The organism is Plantactinospora sp. CA-290183 (genome assembly GCF_050936375.1).
GTDB lineage: Bacteria > Actinomycetota > Actinomycetes > Mycobacteriales > Micromonosporaceae > Plantactinospora.
In genome coordinates this window covers 84,233-102,306 of the sequence record NZ_JBNJMX010000002.1, presented here as the reverse complement: position 1 = coordinate 102,306, position 18,074 = coordinate 84,233, and the positions used below count along the sequence as shown (strand labels likewise).

The 18,074-nt window shown below is 74.3% G+C and carries 15 protein-coding genes; 5 read left to right on the top strand and 10 right to left on the bottom strand.

From position 1 onward, the window contains the following. Positions 1–75 precede the first annotated feature (75 nt). Complete coding sequence (locus tag ACQEUR_RS05295; RefSeq protein ID WP_433026207.1) at positions 76–294, bottom strand: DUF3073 domain-containing protein; 219 nt, start codon at positions 292–294, stop codon at positions 76–78. 276 nt (positions 295–570) lie between these two features. Continuing rightward, positions 571–1,653, bottom strand: a complete 1,083-nt coding sequence (locus tag ACQEUR_RS05290; RefSeq protein WP_433026204.1) for a Glu/Leu/Phe/Val family dehydrogenase — start codon at positions 1,651–1,653, stop codon at positions 571–573. 228 nt (positions 1,654–1,881) lie between these two features. Here ACQEUR_RS05290 and ACQEUR_RS05285 point away from each other — a divergent pair, with 228 nt between their 5' ends. Both ACQEUR_RS05285 and ACQEUR_RS05280 read left to right on the top strand, forming a co-directional pair. After that, complete coding sequence (locus tag ACQEUR_RS05285) at positions 1,882–2,721, top strand: hypothetical protein (protein WP_433026201.1); 840 nt, start codon at positions 1,882–1,884, stop codon at positions 2,719–2,721. Positions 2,722–2,985: 264 nt separating this feature from the next. Next, positions 2,986–3,195: a BldC family transcriptional regulator gene (locus ACQEUR_RS05280; protein ID WP_007073996.1), complete on the top strand. Its 210-nt coding sequence runs from the start codon at positions 2,986–2,988 to the stop codon at positions 3,193–3,195. Between the two features lie 94 nt (positions 3,196–3,289). Here the strand turns inward: ACQEUR_RS05280 and ACQEUR_RS05275 are convergent, their stop codons facing one another. From ACQEUR_RS05275 to ACQEUR_RS05245, 7 genes are all read right to left on the bottom strand, one after another. Further along, positions 3,290–4,024: an ABC transporter ATP-binding protein gene (locus tag ACQEUR_RS05275; protein WP_433026198.1), complete on the bottom strand. Its 735-nt coding sequence runs from the start codon at positions 4,022–4,024 to the stop codon at positions 3,290–3,292. Then, a complete protein-coding gene (locus ACQEUR_RS05270) occupies positions 4,021–5,007 on the bottom strand; it encodes an ABC transporter ATP-binding protein (protein ID WP_433026196.1) in 987 nt (328 codons plus the stop codon). The genes ACQEUR_RS05275 and ACQEUR_RS05270 overlap by 4 nt, the downstream gene beginning before the upstream one ends. Beyond that, positions 5,007–7,736: an FtsX-like permease family protein gene (locus tag ACQEUR_RS05265; RefSeq protein WP_433026193.1), complete on the bottom strand. Its 2,730-nt coding sequence runs from the start codon at positions 7,734–7,736 to the stop codon at positions 5,007–5,009. The genes ACQEUR_RS05270 and ACQEUR_RS05265 overlap by 1 nt, the downstream gene beginning before the upstream one ends. Positions 7,737–7,797: 61 nt before the next feature. Then, positions 7,798–10,998, bottom strand: coding sequence for an FtsX-like permease family protein (locus tag ACQEUR_RS05260; protein WP_433026190.1), 3,201 nt, complete (start codon positions 10,996–10,998; stop codon positions 7,798–7,800). 304 nt (positions 10,999–11,302) lie between these two features. Beyond that, positions 11,303–11,554 (bottom strand): hypothetical protein, encoded by a 252-nt coding sequence (locus tag ACQEUR_RS05255; protein WP_433026187.1) that lies wholly within the window; start codon positions 11,552–11,554, stop codon positions 11,303–11,305. An 87-nt stretch (positions 11,555–11,641) separates the two neighbouring features. After that, a complete protein-coding gene (locus tag ACQEUR_RS05250) occupies positions 11,642–12,214 on the bottom strand; it encodes a hypothetical protein (RefSeq protein ID WP_433026184.1) in 573 nt (190 codons plus the stop codon). A gap of 163 nt (positions 12,215–12,377) precedes the next feature. Then, complete coding sequence (locus ACQEUR_RS05245) at positions 12,378–13,736, bottom strand: ABC transporter substrate-binding protein (protein ID WP_433026182.1); 1,359 nt, start codon at positions 13,734–13,736, stop codon at positions 12,378–12,380. A 171-nt stretch (positions 13,737–13,907) separates the two neighbouring features. On the opposite strand from ACQEUR_RS05245, the gene ACQEUR_RS05240 reads away from it, so the two are divergent. The 3 genes from ACQEUR_RS05240 to ACQEUR_RS05230 all read left to right on the top strand — a co-directional run bounded on the left by ACQEUR_RS05240 (position 13,908) and on the right by ACQEUR_RS05230 (position 17,429). Beyond that, positions 13,908–14,297, top strand: coding sequence for a hypothetical protein (locus ACQEUR_RS05240; protein WP_433026179.1), 390 nt, complete (start codon positions 13,908–13,910; stop codon positions 14,295–14,297). Between the two features lie 114 nt (positions 14,298–14,411). Beyond that, complete coding sequence (locus tag ACQEUR_RS05235; protein ID WP_433026176.1) at positions 14,412–15,125, top strand: DUF2786 domain-containing protein; 714 nt, start codon at positions 14,412–14,414, stop codon at positions 15,123–15,125. Between the two features lie 102 nt (positions 15,126–15,227). Then, a complete protein-coding gene (locus ACQEUR_RS05230; protein ID WP_433026174.1) occupies positions 15,228–17,429 on the top strand; it encodes an FUSC family protein in 2,202 nt (733 codons plus the stop codon). Here the strand turns inward: ACQEUR_RS05230 and ACQEUR_RS05225 are convergent. Continuing rightward, complete coding sequence (locus ACQEUR_RS05225) at positions 17,426–17,935, bottom strand: SRPBCC family protein (RefSeq protein ID WP_433026171.1); 510 nt, start codon at positions 17,933–17,935, stop codon at positions 17,426–17,428. The two genes, ACQEUR_RS05230 and ACQEUR_RS05225, sit on opposite strands and share 4 nt — an antisense overlap. Positions 17,936–18,074: the final 139 nt, after the last annotated feature.

Sequence of the window (18,074 nt, the reverse complement as noted above, 5' to 3'; positions counted from 1 at the left end):
GGCGCCGGTACGACCGCAGCGACTCGGACACGCATGAGCACGCGGCGTTACCGCGTGCTCAGATGTGACCAGAGATCAACCGCTGGACGGTGCCCAGTTACCCGGGCCGTCGTCCGCGTCATGATCCTCGTCATCGTCGTCGACGTACTCTTTGTAGTCGTCGTCGAAGTCGTGATCCGACTTGCGGCTGCCGCCGAGTTCTCGCTGCAAGGCGGCGAGGTCGGTGTTCGGGGAGTGGTACTTCAACTCCCGGGCCACCTTTGCTTGCTTGGCCTTAGCACGGCCGCGCCCCATGGCTCGACCCCCTCGCACAGAATTCGGGGCAGCCCGAAGGCGGGCCCCGATGACGTCAGGCATCTCTCGTGGCTCTTACGGTACATGGGGATGCCCACGTTCGGCACCTCGGGTTACCACCGTCCGTGCCGCGCGTCGCGCGGGCGTCGGGGGCGGTCGTCCATCTTACCCGGTAAGGAGCGCGTCTCAGGCCGCTCGTGACGTCTCCGGGCTCAGGGTGTTAGGAAGGGGCCCTTCCTATACAAAAAGCGATAACAAGGGCCCCTTCCTTACCCCTCAGGGCAGGTGGATCGTGCGGAGCCGGCTCACCTCGGCGATCCGCCGCTCGGCGAGCCGGTCGGCGGCCACCGCCGGCGGTACGCCCTCGGCGTCGGCCAGCCGCAGGATCTCCCGGGTGGTGTCGTAGATCCGGGTCGCCCGCAGGCGGGCCCGGTCGAAGTTGAAGCCGTGGATCTCGTCGGCGACCTGGATCACCCCGCCGGCGTTCACCACGTAGTCGGGCGCGTAGAGCACCCCACGGTCGGCGAGCAGCTTCTCGATGCCGGGGTGGGCGAGCTGGTTGTTGGCGGCTCCGACCACGGCCCTGGCCCGCAGGACCGGCACCGTGTCGTCGTCGAGGGCGCCGCCGAGCGCGCACGGGGCGTACACGTCGATGTCGGCGCGGACCAGCGCCTCGGCGTCGGCGACCAGGTCGACCTGGGGGTAGGTCTGCCGGGCCCAGGCGAGGGCCTTCTCGGAGACGTCGGTCGCCACCACCGAGGCACCGTCCTCGATCAGGTGCGCGGTCAGGTGCTTGCCGACCTTGCCGAGGCCGGCCACCCCCACCCGGCGGCCGGCGAGCGTCGGGGCGCCCCAGAGGTGCTCGGCGGCGGCCCGCATGCCCTGGAAGACGCCCCAGGCGGTGAGCACGGAGGAGTCGCCGGCGCCGCCGTGCTCGACGCTGCGGCCGGTCACGTAGCGGGTCTCCCGGGCGATCACGTCCATGTCGGAGACGTAGGTGCCGACGTCGCAGGCGGTGTAGTAGCGGCCGTGCAGCGACTCGACGAAGCGGCCGTACGCGCGCAGCAGGGGCTCGGACCGGTCCCGCTCCGGGTCACCCCAGATGACCGCCTTGCCGCCGCCGTGGTCGAGGCCGGCGAGGGCGTTCTTGTAGGCCATGCCGCGGGACAGGTCCAGCACGTCGCGCAGGGCGTCGGCCTCCGAGGCGTACGGATGGAAGCGGGTGCCGCCGAGGGCGGGGCCGAGCGCGGTCGAGTAGATGGCGATGATGGCTCTCAGGCCGGACTGCTTGTCCTGGCAGAACACGACCTGCTCGTGGCCGTCGGATTCCTGACCGTCGGTGCTGACGAATACGCCCATGATCGCTCCTGTGACGATGGACATCCTCGTGGGATGCGGTGGGAGGCGGTCCTCCCGGTGTACCGGCGGGGGATGGTGCCGGTGCTCCCGAGCCTAGTGGCGATCGTCGCCGGTCACCCGCCCGCGCCTCCGGAGATCGTCGCGCGACCCGTGCGCCGTTGCGCGCCCGCTGGACCCGATCGGTGATGCTGAAGGCGTCGGGACCGCCTTTCGTGGGAGGATCGCGCCGTGCCGTCGCTCTTCGCTTCCTACCTGCGGGTGTACGAGCCGTTGACCGCCTTCGACCGGGACCGGCAGATTTTCTGGCGCCGGTACGTCAAGGAGGGCAGAGCGGTCGCCCCGCTCGAAGGACCCGGGCGGCAGCGTTCGGCGGTGATCGAGGCGCTGGGCGCGGGCTGGACGAGGTTGCCCGACCTGCCCGAGGAGGCGTACGTCCTGGAGACGGACGACACGCTGCTGGTCTGCCCGTGGAACCTGCGGGTACGGGTGGCCGAGGCGGCGCTGAACGCCCGCGACGGCGTACCGCCGGTCCTCGCCGACGCGTTCGTGCCGCCGGTCCTCGCCGGACAGGCGAAGGCCGTGGTGGAGGACTGGCGCAGCGGCGCCCGGGTGCTGGAGCACGGCGTGCCCCGGCTGCACGAGCAGATCGCGACCTGGGGCGTGCCGCTGCGGTGGTTCGTCTTCGTGGACCCGGAGGAGCGGGAGCTCACCATCCGGCCGGAACGCCGGGTGCTGCGCTACCGCACCGAGATCTCCAAGGCGCGGCGGCGGGCCTCGCGCGGGCTGTCGGTCCTGCGCAAGTCGGTCGGGGACGCGCCGATCACCGAGGCCGTCGAGGAGGGCGCCCGGTGGCTGGAGGAGTTCCATCCGCGCTCGGTGGTGGAACTCGACTACGGCGGCCTGGTGCACCTGTTGCCGGACGACGCGCTCGCCGAGGACGACTCTCCGGCGTTGGTCGCGGCGGGTCTCGCCGGGCTGTCCCAGGGCGACGCGGAGACGGCCACCGAGGCGTACGAGAAGCTCGTCGCGCGCTGGCGGGCGGTCCAGTTACTGGAGCGGTGCAATTAGTGAACGATGCCGGTCAGGGGCGTGTGGGAGCGCGCACAGCCGAGGGCGTCTCGTAATATTGGCGTTACCGGGGCAATCGGACGTCCGATTAAGCCGGGTTCTGCCATAAAAAAGAGCCATATATCGGTCATTGTTCATCCGTCCATCCAAGGACGTTCGGCCGTTCGGCCCATGTCGGACATCGGGGACTAGCCGGACCATGGGAGACGCGTCGGCCGGCGGGACCCCGGCCGATGTCTATAGGCACCTGTGGAGGAGTGACCGATGGCATCGCGTACGCATGAACCTGAGCCGCTACTCACACCGGCAGAGGTCGCGTCGATGTTCCGTGTCGACCCGAAGACCGTGACCCGGTGGGCGAAGGCGGGCAAGCTCAGTGCAATTCGAACGCTGGGCGGCCACCGCCGGTATCGCGAGTCGGAGGTACGCGCCCTGCTGCAGGGCCAGATACCCCAGCAGCGTCAGGGAGACTGACGGCCGGCTCGCGCCGATCGAGCATTCGATTCAGGGGTGGAGTCCGTACGGTGATCCGTACGGGCTCCACCCCTGAACCGTCTCCGGTGGCCGGTCAGCCGGCGACCGCGCCCGTCGCGGCCGCCTCGGCGCCCTCCACCAGCCGCCCGTCGCGCAGGACCAGCACCCGGTCGGCCAGGCCGATCAGGGCCGGATCGTGCGTCGCCACCAGCGCCGTCATCCCCCGGGAGTGCACCAGGGCACGGAGCAGATCCATGATCCCCCGCCCGGTCTCCGAGTCGAGCTGACCGGTCGGTTCGTCGGCGATGAGCAGCGGTGGATCGTTCGCCAGCGCCCGGGCCAGCGCCACCCGCTGCTGCTGCCCGCCCGACAGCTCGTACGGCCGCTGCGCGGCGTGCGCGCCCAACCCCACCAGCTCCAGCAGCATCGTCACCCGCTGCTCCCGTTCGGCCCGTGGCCGCTTCGCCAGCCGCAGCGGCACGCCCACGTTCTCCGCCGCCGACAGGATCGGGATCAGCCCGAAGGACTGGAACACGAAACCGATCGTGGAGCGGCGCAGTTCCAGCAGCTCCCGGCTACCGGCGGCGGTGACCTCCCGCCCCGCCACGTGGATCCGCCCGGCGGTGGGCCGGTCGAGCCCGCCGATCAGGTTGAGCAGCGTGGTCTTGCCCGCTCCGGAGCGGCCCCGGATCGCCACCAGCTCGCCCCGGCCGGCACCGAAGGAGACCTCCCGCAGCGCGTGCACCACCTGGCCGCCGCCGCGGTAGTCCCGCCCCACGCCCTCGACCCGGACCAGCTCCCCGGCCGCCCCGCCATCCTGGACCGTCATGCGCCTCCCCCCTCGCCCGTGTCGCCCGGCCGGACCTCGACGTGGTCGGGCTCCAGGTTCAGCCGTACCCGGTCCCGCAGGGCCAGCGCGTCCACGAAGGCGGCCGGCAGCTGCATCCGACCGGAGCGGTCCAGCAGCGCGTACTCCTCGGTGACCAGCTCCTCGACGCCGTCGGCGCCCAACCTCGTCGAGCGGCGTACCTCGGAGGCGGTCCGGCCGTCGCGGATCGCGACCGTCCGGCGGACCTGCCCGGCCACCGCATGGTCGTGGGTGACCACCACGACCGTCACGCCCAGCTCGGCGTTGATGGTCCGCAGCGCGTCGAACACCTCGGCGGCGGTCGCCTCGTCCAGTTCGCCGGTCGGCTCGTCGGCGAAGAGCACCTCCGGGTCGTTGGCGACCGCGACCGCCACCGCGCAGCGCTGCTGCTCGCCCCCGCTCATCTGGTCCGGGCGGCGGTCGGCGCAGTAGCCGACCCCGACCAGGTCCAGCAGCTCGGTCGCCCGCCGCCGGGCCGCCCGGCCGCGCGGGCCCCGGGCCAGCCGCATCGGCAGCTCCACGTTCTCCCGCGCGGTCAGGTACGGCAGCAGGTTGCGGGCGGTCTGCTGCCAGACGAAGCCGACGGTGTGCCGGCGGTAGTGCAACCGGCGCTTCGGCGACATGGACAACAGGTCGAAGTCGCCCACCCGGACGATCCCGGCCGTCGGCACGTCCAGACCGGACAGGATGTTGAGCACGGTGGACTTGCCCGACCCGGACGCGCCGACGATGGCGACCAGCTCACCACGGTCGATCACCAGATCGAGCCCCTGGAGGGCGACCACCTCCACGCCCTCGGTCTTGAAGATCCGGACCAGGCCGTCGCAGACGATGTGCCCGCGCAGCCGGTCCGCACCCCCGGCCCGGTCCGCCGCCCGCTGCGCGGCCTGCCGCTGTAGGGCGGCGAGATCGGGCATCGGGGCGACGGTCGTGGTATCCGCCATCAGTTCTCCTCTCCGAGACGGAGCACCTCGCCGAGGCGCATCCGCCGGTTGACCAGATTCTCGACCGCGAGGGCGGCGCCCAGGGCCACCAGCACCAGCAGCAGGACGCCGGCCACCAGCAGCGGATCGAGGCGGACCGGCGCGGGTAGACCGGCGGTGAAACCGGAGAGCCCGAGCGCCGGGCCGAGCAGCCGGGGCAGGCCCGCCCCGACCAGGCCGCCGGCCAGCACCGCGACGCCGACCAGCGGCACCAGTTCGTAGAGGAGCAGCCCGCGGCCCTGCCGCGCGGAGAGCCCCATGGTGCGCAACCGGGAGAGCATCCGGCCCCGTCCCGGCGCCTCCGCGAGCACCGCGAAGGCGACCGCGATCAGCGCCAGCGCGGTGGCCCCGACCACCCCGGTGCCGAAGGTGAAGCTGAGCAGCCGGTTCACGCCACTGCGCTCCAGGGCCCGCCGGTGCGCCTGCCAGGTGGTGACGGTGGCCGGGACCGTCGGCCGGACCGCCTCGGCCGGCTTGCCGAGCACCCGGGCCAGGAACTGCCGGGCCCCCGCGTCGGCCGCCTCGCCCAGCGCGGCGGTGGAGAAGCCGTCGCCGGCCACCAGGAACTGGTTCGGGGCGATCGGCTGGAAATCCGGCACCGGCAGGGCCTGCCAGGGCAGTACGACGAACCGGCGGGCCTCCACCCGCAACCCGGGGAACCGGTCCACCACCGCACCCACCCGGAACTCGTACCGGCGGCCCTGCACCTCGGTGACGGCCTCCGCGCCGACGTCCGCGGCCACCTCCGCCGAGACGACCGCCGGCACCGGCCCGTCGATCCGGCCCGGCCGGGTCAGCTCGGCCGGAAGGTCCACGTCCATCCCGCTCGCCGCGAGCACCCGGGCCAGGGAGGGTCCGTCCATCACCAGCACCTGGGTCTGCCCGAGGTCGCGTCCGCCCACCCCGTTCGGGGTACGCGAGCGCAGCGGCTGGCCCGACTCGACCGCCAGCGGGCTGACCGCGTCCACCCCGGGCAGCGCGCCGAGCCGATCCGCGGTCCCGGGCTGGGTGTAGGAGCCGGTCACCCGGGCGTCGGCCGGGATCTCCTGGTCGCTGGCCCGGTCCCGGGCCCCGTCGATCGTGCTGGTCACCACGCTGGTGAAGACCCCGGTGGCGATCGCGACGACCAGCACCGCCAGCGGACCGGTGCCGAGCGGCGCGCCGCGGCCGGCCCGGGCCAGCCCGATGAACGGCACGGCGGCCCGCGCCCGGGCGGTGAGCCGGCCCAGCAGGCGCAGCGGCCACGGGACCAGCCGCAACGCCACCAGCGCGGCGGCCACGGCGCAGAGCACCGGCACCGACACCAGGTACGGGTCGACGCCGCTGTCCTGGCTCAGCCCACGCCGCCGCAGCAGCAGCACCCCGAGCACGGTGAGCAGCAGCACCAGCAGTTCGGCGGTGAGCCGCTTCGCCGACGGGCGGTACCGGACCAGGTCCCGGCGTCGGGTCACCACGCTCGCCCGGCGCTGGCCGCCCATCGCCAGCACCGGTACGGCCAGGGTGGTGAGCATGACGAGCGCCGCCACCAGCGGCACCTCCACCCCGGACGGCCGGCCGGGCGGCAGCGTACCGAGCAGCCAACCGGCGGCCACGGCGGCCGGCAGGACGAGCGCGGTCTCCCGCAGCGTCCGGGCACCGATCTCGACGGTCGTGGCGCCCCGGGCCCGGAGCAGGGTGAACTCCTCCCGGCGGCGCTCCACCGCGAGCCGGGCGGCGAGGGCGACCAACCCGAGCAGGGTGGCGAGCATGCCGGCCTGCACCACGCCGAGGAGTGCCCGTACCGCCCGGAGTTGCCCGTCGAAGGTGGCCAGCGCGGTGTCGAGCCCGGTGGTCAGGATCAGGCCCCGCTCCGGCGGGGTACGCCGGGTCGTCGCCACCGCGGTCAGCACCGGGGGGATGTCCGCCGTCGTCAGCCGATCCTCGGCGATGCGGTAGCGCCACTCGTAGGTCAGCACCCCGACCCGCTGGGCCGCGCGGTTCAGCCCCGGCACGTCGGTCAGCAGTGCCGCCCGGTGGGTGAGGCCGTCGTCCGGGTTCGGGCAGGCCACGTCCGCGAGCGCCACGTCGTCCCAGCTCGGTGCGGCCGGGTCGAACGGCTGGTAGATGCCGACGATCCGGACCGGGACGCTGTCCCCGAACCCGCCCCTGCTGAGCAGGGTGAACGCGCTGCCCACCCGCAACCCGACCGCGTCGGCCGCCTCCCGGGACACGGCCGCCTCGACCGTGTCCGTGGACGCGGGCCAGCGCCCGGCCACCATGGTGACCTCCCGCTCGGCGCCGCTCTGGTAGCGCAGTGGCAGCTCGGGCCGGCACGAACCGTTGAACGGTGCCGCGTCCCCCGTCACCCCGACCCGGTCCGGGCCGACCCGGGCGGCGAACCACCGCTGCCCGACCAGCCCGGGCAGCGGCCCCGGCAGCCTCTCCCGGTACGGGTCGAGCTTCGCGGCGGCCCTACCGGTGTCGATGCTGCCGCCCTCGCCCGGAGAAACCGTGTACGTCAGGTCGCGCACCTGGTGCGGCAGCGAGCCGACGTCGCGGCCCAGCCCGTCGTCGGCGTACTCGTTGGCCAGCCGTGGCGCGCCGGTGGCCAGCAGCGCGGCGACCAGGCCGAGCACAGCCAGCAGACCCAGGTAACCGGCGAACACCCGGACCCGGCGCACCGGACCGGACGACCACGTCGGAAGGCTCATCGGTCGACCCTTTCGTTCGCGACCGCACCGACCCGCCGGCCCGCGCGCCTGCCCCCGGCGTTCACCGGTCCTCGCCGATCCGCAGCTGGGCCGCCAGGCGTTGCCGCATCGTGGCGGCGGTCAGGGCGCTCAACCCGAGCGCGAGCGCCAGCAGCAGGACGGCGGTCCCGCCGACGGACAGCCACGCGACGTCCAGCAGCGGCGTCGGCACCGGCCGCTCCGCCGACGGGGTGAGGACGACCAGCGGCGCCATCGCGGCCGCGACCGCGAGCCCGACCCCCAGGCCGACGAGCACCCCGATGCCGGCGAGGAAGCCCTGCTCCACGAGGAGGGACCGGGCCAGCAACCGGGGCCCGGCGCCCAGGGTGTGCAGCACGGCCAGCTCGGTGACCCGGCGTCGGGCGGTGGCCCGGACGTCCACGGTGACGCCGACCGCGGCGAGCAGGATCGCACCGAGCGCGGTCGCGAAGAAGGCGGCCCGGGCCCCGACGCCGTACGGGTCGTCGACCGACCCCTCGGCGACCGCGTCCCGGTCGACGACCCGCAGCCCGTCGAGCCGGGCCGCTGCCCGGGCCGCGCCGCCGGCCCCGTCGGACCGGCTCGACAGCCACCACTCCTGGGGTGCCCCGACGATGCCGTGCTCGTGGAAGAGGTCGGTGCTCAGCGAGGACAGGTCGACCAGCAGCGCGGCGGTCTCCGGCACACCGGGTACCGCCGCGACGGATCCGGTGATCCGCACCGGGACGACGCCGCCCGCGATCACCAGAGTGGTCCGTTCGCCGACCCGCAACCGCAGCGCCGCCAGCGCCTCCCGGGTGGCGACCACCGACACGTGGCCGGCGCTGGGCGCGGGAGCCACCCCGAACGACAGTGCCGAGGTGGAGCCCTGCCACCTGCCCGACCCCTCCGGTGCCCGGTAGCGGGCGGTCAGCCCACCGGCGCCCAGCTGCGCCGGCTGGTCCGCCCCGGAGCGGGTGACGACCCGCCACGCCCCGTCCTCGGCCAGCGGCACCGCCGTACCGGCGCCGCCGCCGGGCTCCGCGCGCAGCTGGGACAGCCGCCACTGCACGGTGTGCCCGGACGGTCCGAGGGTGTCCACCAGGAAACCGGCCAGCCGCGGCGGGTCGGCGCCCGCGGGCAGCTCCACGGTGAAACGCAGTGGCTCCCCGTTCTCGCTGGCGCCGAGGGCGATCCGGCGGTGCCCGCCGTCGGGTTCGGCGAAAACCGCGGCGGTACGCACCGGAGACCGGGTGGGGCCGTCGGCGCTGACGGTGCTGACCAGACCGGTCAGGCGCCGGGTGCCGGCCGGAAGTTCGGTCACCGCGGCGGTGATCCGGGATTCCGCCATGCCGTCGAAGAGCGCGGCCGGGCCGACGTCGTCGACCAGGTCGTCGCGGATCCGGACGACCTGGCCGGCGGCGGCCGCGTCCAGGGCGAGCATGGCGGCCGGCGTGCCCTCGGTGCCCACCCGCAGGCTCTCCCGCCAGGCCGGCAGTACCCGCGCCACCCCGGGCAACCCGGCGAGCTGCCCGGCCCGGTCGGGCGGCGCCACCCCGATGGACTCGACCAGCCGCAGGTCAGCGCCGACCTGGTGGTTGGCCTGGTCGGTCACCGACCGCTGCGAGGTGGCGGCCAGGCACCAGGCGAGGGTGCTGACCGCCACCGCCAGGGCGAGCAGCAGCACCGGGCCGGCGTGCGGCCGGCGGCCGGCCTGCCACATGCCGAGCATGGTGGCGGTCCAGGACCGGCGGTCGACGTACCGCTCGACGAGGCGGGCCATCGGCGGCAGCCCCCGCAGCGCGAGGACGGTGCCGGCCAGTACGCCCATCGTCGGGGCCGCCGCCAGCAGCGGGTCGATCCGCAGGTCGCCGGCGCCGGCGAGCGGGGAGGAGTACTGCCGCAGTTGCAGCCAGCCCAGCACCGCCACGGCGACCAGGGCCAGGTCGGCCCCGGCCCGCTGGGCGACCGTGCGCCGGCTGGGGCGGGACCGGTTGGCCAGTTCGCCGACGTACGTGTCGCCGCGCCGCAGCGCCGGACCGACCATCGCCAGTAGGCAACCGGCGGCGGCGATTCCGGCGACCAGCCAGGTCAGCGCGTCGAGCCGGGGGTCCAGCCGCAGCGCGGCGGCGGCCAGCACCGGCGTACGGTCGGCGAACCGGACCAGCTCGACGGCGAGCACCGGCGAGACCACCGCGGCGGGCAGTACGACGAGCAGCGCCTCCCGGGCGGCCAGGCCCACGAGTTGCCCACGACCGGCGCCGCGGGCCCGCAGCAGTGCCGTCTCCCCGCGTCGCTGCTCGGTGAGCAGGAGTGCCACCAGCAGCAGCGCGTACCCGCCGAGCACCACGACGAGCAGCATCGGGGTGACCAGCGCGGAGCGGCCGACGAGGTCGGCCCGTTCGAGCCGGTCGACGAGCTGGTCGAGGCGGGTGGTGGCCAGGCCGGAACTGCCCAGACCGGTCTCCGCCGGCACGCTGATGCCGGCGGCGACGGCCGCCTCGCCCAGCCGGGACAGGCCGGTGATCGTGGTCCCGGTCAGGTCGGGTTCGACCAGCCAGGCGGCGGAGGCGTTGCCGACGAAACCGGTCAGGAAGTCGGCCCGGTCCACCACCAGCGGGCCGTATGTGGCGGACTGCGGCGCGACCCCCGCCGCCACGTCCGGGACCAGCCGCCAGTACGCGTCCCGCGCGTCCCGGGGCTGCCAGACGCCGACCACCCGTACCTCGGTGACCCGGCCGGTGACCCGGTCGGTGATCGGGATCTCGTCCCCGACCCGGGCCCCGAGGATCTTCGCGACCGGCTCGGCGAGGGCGGTCTGCACCGGCCGGCCACCGGGGCGGGGCCACGCGCCCGAGGTCAGGTCGGCGTGCTCGGCGAGCCCGGCGAGGAAGACCACCGAGGCGAAGACCACGCCGTCGTCGTCCGGCCTCGCGTCGCCGGTACGCCCGGACAGCTGCCGGCCGGCGGCGTATCCGGCGCCGGTGACGGTGGCGGGTACCCCGCCGAAGCCGTCGGCGAACCGGGACCGCACCGCCTCGTCCCGCTGCTCCAGCCCGTCCCGGTCCCCGCCGCCCGAGCCGCGGACCAGGACCGACCGCTCGTCCGGGTCGGCGGCGGCGACCGCGCTCCGGGTGCCGGCGTCGACGATCTCCCGGCTGTATCCGGCGAGGCCGGTGAGCAGGGCGGCGGCGATCAGGGTCGCCCCGGTCGCCGCCAGGAGCAGGCCCTTGGCCCCCCGGGCACGCCGAACCACCAGCCTCATCGCGTCGCTCTCCCCCCGCTGCCCGGCCGGCGCCGATCACCGTCCTGATGGCAGGAGGGGCTGGGGGCGGCGAAAGGTTCGCACCTGTGAGCGGAAAAGTCGACGCGGAGGTTTTGTGATCCGCCGCAGACCGAATCGAGATCGACCCGTTGTGCGGGCGTCTTCCTGGCGGGTCGTTTCAGCAGGTAAAGACCGTGGCGGCGGCTCCCCGGCCCGATCGGGAGGGTAGCCGCCGCCACGGCGTCGGATCGGGTGGCGACGGTGGGGTGTCCGGCGGGTGGCGGACGTCACCGGTGCGCCGGGATCAGACGGTCGCCGGAGGAAAACCGCCGTCGCCGTCCACGACCTCGTCCGGCTTGCCGTCCTCGTCGCGGTCGACCATCGTGATGTCCACCTGGCCGTCGCCGTTCGTGTCGAACTGGAACAGGTCCGGCTTGCCGTCGCCGTCGGTGTCCACCACCCAGACGTCGGTCTTGCCGTCCTGGTTGGCGTCCGCCCGGAGCAGTTCGATCCGTTCGTCACCCCGGGTGTCCACGGTCTCCTGCGGCTCGCTCATGTGGTGGCCCTTCTCTCGACTGACGCCTCGAATACCCTTCCGCACTACCCCGTACGCGCCGAGCCCATGCGGGCCGGAGCTGTCGGGTCAGCCGCTGACGTACGGGTTGGTGTCCCGGTCGAGGTAGCTGACCTGGTCGACGGTGCCGTCGCGGTCGGTGTCGACGGCCAGCCGGTCGGCCAGGCCGTCGGAGTCGAGATCGATGCGGATCTGGTCCGGCCGCGTGTCGGAGTCGGTGTCCGCCAGCCAGGTGTCCGCCCGACCGTCGAAGTCGGTGTCGGCGACGACGCCGTCGACCAGCCCGTCGTGATCGCCGTCCACGGCGACGGTGTCGATCCGGCCGTCCCCGTCGGTGTCCTCCAGCACCTGGTCCATCGCACCGTCCAGGTCGGCGTCCCGGGTCACCGAGTCGAGCCGGCCGTCCCAGTCGGTGTCCTGGTAACTGAGGTCGGTCGTGCCGTCCCCATCGGTGTCGAGCCCGACCAGGTCCGCGTACCCGTCGCCGTCCAGGTCCTCGAGCGTCCGGCTGGAGCCGTCGGCGTAGTGCGTCACCACCGAGTCGACCAGCGCCGGCCCGAAGCCCTGCTGCTCGTCGAGGCCGGGCAGATCCTGCTCCGGCAGGTGCTCGCCCAGGGCCGTGGGGTCGCCGTCGTAACTCATGGTCGTACCTCCCCGTTTCCGGTTCCCGTGCCGGCGGGCGCCGCCGGGCACGGGCAAACGCTAGGCGTACGGCCGCGGCGGCGACTCCCGGAAACGTGCCAGAAGCCGTGCACCGCCCACGGTCACCGTCGCGAATTCACCGCCGGCGACCCACCTCGCCGGTTCACTGCGCCAGGTCCACGCCGGCCGCCACGAGGGCCTCGATCACCTTCGCCGACTCGCCGAAGCCGATCACCAGCACCGCGTCGGCACCGAAGTCCTTGATCTCCCGGGCGCTGGCGGAGAAGTCGACCGGTGGCGAGTCCGGGTTCGGCGGCGGCTCGTAGGTGAAGAGCTTCACCTGGTCCGCGCCGTGTCCGGCCCGTTCCAACTCGGCCCGGACGTTGCTCTGCAGGCCCTCGCCGTACGAGTCCTTCCGGGCGACCAGCGCGATCCGGTGCGGTCCGTCCCGCAGGATCATGTCGGCCAGCGCCCGCCCCTGGAGGATGTCCGACGGGGCGGTGCGGAAGTAGAGGCCCTTGTCGTCGACGGTGCTCAACCCGGCGTCGGTGTTGCTGGGGGAGAAGAGCACCAGGCCGGCGGCCACCACGTCGGGCAGCACGGCGCGGGAGATGCCGGACGCCCCGGCGCCGATGATGACGTGTACGCCCTCGGCGATGTGCCTCGCCACGGTCGCCTTGGCGGTCGCCGGGTTGGTCCCGTCGTCGCCGTCCACCCAGACCACGTCCTCGCCGAGCACCCCGCCGGCGGCGTTGATCTCGCTGATCGCCAGCCCCGTCCCGGCCACCAGTGGCGGGTACGCCAGCGCGAGGTCACCGGTGCGCGGCAGCAGCCCGCCCAGCTTCAGCGGCGCGCCGCTGTCCCGGCGGACCGCCGCGGTCTCCCGCTTGGCGGCGGGGGGCTTCTTGACGCTGGCGGCCGACTCGTCACCGGCGCCGAGGAACTCGGTCTTGCCGGTGTCGAGTTGCTCGTCCATCCCGAAGTGCAGGGTGGCGTAGCTCGCCGTGGAGGGCTCGCCGGCGTCGGTGAACCCGCCCCGGTTGAGCGAGACACCCCGGTAGGCGAGGTCGGTGCCGGCGCGGGCCAGCTCCAGGCAGTCCGCGGCCGACTCGCAGCGCTCACCGCCGGTGGTGACCCCGATGATCTGCCTGGCGATGTCGGCGGGTGCGGTGGAGCCGGCGAGCTGGGCGGCGATCACACTGATCACGACCGCGTCGTACGCCTCACCGGCGTAGAGGAAGTCGGAGAGCTTGGAGTCGACGCGCGCCAGCCGGCTCTTGAAGTTCTCGGAGAGCGGGGTGAGGGGTGTGGTGCCCTTCATTCCCTTGAGCAGGCCGTCCCGGCCCCGGAACTCCTTGGCGAAGGAGTTCTGCATGTTGCCGTCGGTACCGTAGAGGCGTACCTGGCTCGGCTGGGACTCCGAGGGCTCCTCCTCGCTACCGCAGGCGGCGGCACCCAGCAGGAGTGTGGCGCAGGCGGCGGCCAGGGCTGCCCGGCGTCGCGGGCCGCGTGATACGAGCATGGGGTCGTCCTTCCTCCCCGAAGGTCCGTTGCGCACACTAGCGCGCCCCGCCCGGGGGTCGTGACCGCGGTCGCGGGGCGGCTCGGCGGCACCGGCGGATATGGGTGGGGATATCTGTTCCTCGGGCGTTTTGTCGTACCAGGCTTGACCCGGCGGCATACCCTTCCGCACGTGACGGAGGTTCCCCGGGAGACGCGCGACGACGCCAACGAGGTGCTCAGGTCCGCTCTGGCGGGTGACAGCGACGCCGTGGTCGGGGCCTTCGACGCCGTGGTCGACCGCTCCGGGGTGGCCGGAGCGTACGAGGTGGCCTGGTGTCTCGCCGCGACGATGGTCGGCGACCGGGTGCCGCGCGGCGCCTGGACGCTGGACTTCCCGGGCATCGAGGAGGCGGGCTACGACGCCCGCTGGGTGGCCCGGTTCGTCAGCGCGTACGCCAACTCCGACACCGCGACCGGCACCGCGCTCTTCGGCGCGGCGCTCGCCGACGGGCAACTGCCGGACTGTCTGCTCACCCTCGCCGGCTCCGCCGTGGCGACGCTGCGGCACCGGGCCGGATGACCCGTTCGCACCGGTACGGTTCTTCATCGACGGCTATCTTTGCAGGTCTGCCCGGCGGCTGCCCCGGGGGTGCCGTCCGCACCGGTGACCCGCCGGCTGTGATAGCTCTGGTGCATGTCCGACGCGATGCTCGGCAAGGTCCGGAAGCTGCTGGCCAAGGCCGAGGACCCGGCCTGTACGGCGGCCGAGGCCGAGGCGTTCACCGCCAAGGCGGCCGAGCTGATCGCCCGGTACGGGGTGGACCGGGCACTGCTCGCCGCCCGCGATCCGGCCAGCGACCCGGTGGGTGACCGGGTCGTCGAGCTGCCCGCGCCGTACGCGCTGGACAAGGCCGGACTCCTCGCCGGGGTCGCCGCCGCCCTGCGCTGCCGCTCGGTGCGCCGCCGGGACGGCAACGGCTTCGTGGTGCACCTGTTCGGCTTCGCCAGTGATCTGGAGCGGGTGGAGGTGCTCTTCACCTCGCTGCTGGTGCAGGCCGCGCAGGGGTTGGCGGCGGCGCCGGTACCGGCCGGGGAGCACCCGGCCGCGTTCCGCCGCTCCTGGCTGGCCGGGTTCGCCGGGGCGGTGGCCGTCCGGTTGCGCCACACCGAGGAGGCCGCCGCCTCCGCCCCACCCCCGACCCCGGGACCGTCGGTGGCGGTGGTGCTCGCCGACCGCTCCGCCCGGGTCGAGCGGCGGCTCGCCGAGACCTACCCGCGACTGCGTACGGCGGCACCCCGCCGCCTGGTCGGCGGTGGCCTGGAGCAGGGCGCGGCGGCCGGCCACCGGGCCGACCTCGGCGGCACCCGCCTGCGGTCCGGTCGACCCGAGCCGCTGTCGCCGGCCTGACGGCGCCGGCGCGGTCCCGCGCGGCCCGCCGCGTAACGCCGGCCGCCGGATCCGCGTTCCCCCCTTGAGGACCCGCCTGGGCGGGCGGCGGCAGAGGGGACCATGACCGGAACTGGCGTGCTGGCGTGGCTGGGTCGGCGGGATCCGGGCTACCGGCAACTACGCCGGGGGGCACGGCTGACCCTGGTGGCCGCCGCCGGCCTGTTCGGCGGCCAGTATCTGCTCGGCAACCAGGTGTTGGCGCTCTACACGCTGTTCGGCGCGATCGCCACCGGCTTCATCTCCAAACTGCCGGTCAGCCCGGCGGCCCGGGCCCGTACGCTGCTGGCCGCGCTGCCCTTCGCCTGGCTCCTGGTCACCGCCGGCTCGGTGCTGGCGGTGAACACCGGCGCGGCGGTGGCCGGCATGCTGGTGGTGGGATTCCTGGTCCCGTTCGCCGGGGTCGGTGGGCCGCGGATGGTCGGGCTCGCCACCGGGCTGCAACTGTTCTACATCGCCGCGTCGTTCCCGCCGTACGCGCTGAACAGCCTGCCGGACCGGCTCGCCGGCGTCACACTCGGCGTCGTCCTGCTGATCCTGGCCGAGCTGCTGCTCTGGCCGGGCCCGACCCCGCCCAGCTACCCGGAACGGCTCGCCGGAGCGGCCCGGGTGGTGGCCGGGTACCTGGAACTCGTCACCGCGCTGCCGGCCGGCGGGACGGTCGACCGGGACGAGTTGGCGCGGCGGTGGGCGGAGGCCAACCGGGCGCTGGACGGGGTGGACATGTCGCGGCTGCCGCCGCAGCAGCGGCCGACGGCCGCGGATGCCCGCGACCGCGCGCTGCGCGAGGGGTGCGTGCTGCTGCGGCAGATGCTGAACCACGTACACCGGCTCTCAAGGGTGCCGGCACACCCCGACGCGGACGCGGCCGGGCTGCTGGGCCGGGCCGCCGCCCTCGTCCGGGACGCGGCCCGCACCCTGGCCGGCGGGAGCCCGCCGGTCACCCTCGCCGACCTGGACGGGCTGACCGGCCGGATGGCCCACCTGCACGACCGCCCGGCGGACCCGGTGGCGGGCGGAGACGGCGAGACCGACCGGTTGCGGCGGGACGTCTTCGCCCTGCACATCGCCGACGAGGCGGGCGGCTTCGGCATGACCGCCCGGATCGCCGTCGGGCTCTCGGCGGCCCGGCGGGCGCCCGGCTCGCCGGGCCTGGACGATTTCTGGTACGCGAGCTGGTCGACGCCCGCGCTCTACTGGCGGCGGTTCCGACTGCACCTGACGCCCCGCTCGATCTACTTCCAGGGGGCGCTGCGGGTCGCCCTGGCGCTGGCGGCGGCCCGGCTGATCGCCGGTTACCTGCACCTCAACCACGGTTTCTGGGTACTGCTGGCGATCCTCACCCTGGTGCGCACCTCCGCCGTGGAGACCCGTACCGCGCTGCGGCCCGTGGTGCTCGGCACGCTGCTCGGCGCCGCCGCCGGCAGTCTGCTGCTGACCGCCGGGGGCATGTCCCAGATCGGCCTGGTGGCCCTGCCGGTCGCCCTGGTGCTCACCTTCACCATCGGTCCGTTGCTCGGCCAGGTGATCGAGCAGAGCTTCTTCACGGTGCTGTTCATCCTGGTCTTCGCCCAGTCCGGCCCGGCCAACGTGCAGCTCGCCGGGGCCCGGCTGCTGGACGTCGCGATCGGGGCGGCGGTCGGGGTGCTCGCCGGGGTGCTGATCTGGCCCAAGGGCGGCGGCGGTGAGCTGCGCCTGGCGATGGCCAGTTATCTGGAGGCGAGCGCCGTCGCGACCGAGGCGAGCGTACGGGCCCTCGCCGGCCAGCCCGCCCGGCTCGGCGTACTGGAGACGGCCCGGCGGGCCGGGGCGCTGGCGGACGCCTCGTTCCTGGAGTACCAGTCGGAGCGGCACGACCCGAAGCTGCCGCCGCTGGACTGGCAGGCCGCGCTGGAGGCCGGCCACCACATGCTCCGGGGGGCCGAGATCCGGCTCCGGCACGGCACCCGGACCCGGCTGACCACCGTCGCCGACGCGGCCGACCCGCTGCTCGAACTCGCCCAGCGGCTCCGCCGCCGGTACGGCGACCTGGCCCGCCAACTGCGCATCGGCCGGCTCCGCCAGCCGGCCTGGACGCCGCCGTCGCCGGACATCCCGGAACGGGTGCGGGCGGTGCTGGCCGCCGGTGAGCCCCGCTCGACGGCGCTGAACCTGGTCGACGTGGAGGTGTGGCTGGTCGGCGTCGGCGCCGATCTGGAGCGGCTGCAACCGGGCGGCGACGACCACCTCCGGGGCGGCGGCACTGAGCGGCGGGAGCGCCGCTAGTCGGCGCCGACCGCCGTCGCGTACCGGGTCAGCAGCTCGTGCCAGCCGGCGGTGAGCGCCTCGCGGTATCCCTCGGCGGCCTCACCGTGCCGGTCGAAGTCGCGGTGCTCCAGGGTGACCCTGGTGCCGCCGTCCGCCTCGGCGGTGAACTCGACCTCGATCTCGCTGGCCTCCTCCGGGTCGGGCACCGGCACCCGGTCCGGCCCGATCTGCCAGCTGAACAGCAGCCGGCGCGGCGGCTGCCAGTCCAGCACCCGACCCCAGTCGGAGCGGAACCCGTGCGGCCCGATCTCGTACGCCATCCCGCCGATGCCGGGCTCGATGCCGATGTCGGCCAGCGACCGCGGACCGGACCAGGTGTACTCCTTCACCCACCAGTCCGCCATCCGGTCGGTGAAGACCGCGAAGGCGCGGTCGGCCGACGCCGGGACACGGAGGGTGCTGCGTACGGAGTACCTGGCCACGTCCTGCTGGATATCGGCGACGTTCGTGGTCTCCTGTCCCATAGGCCCGGACCATACCGGCTGCTGGGGACCTGTGCATGTTTCCCTCGGCAGGCGGTCGATCGATGCGACGAACGGTCGGCCCTGCTCGCCGTTCCGGCCGGCGTCGACCGGAACGACCGGGGCGACCGGGGCGACCGGC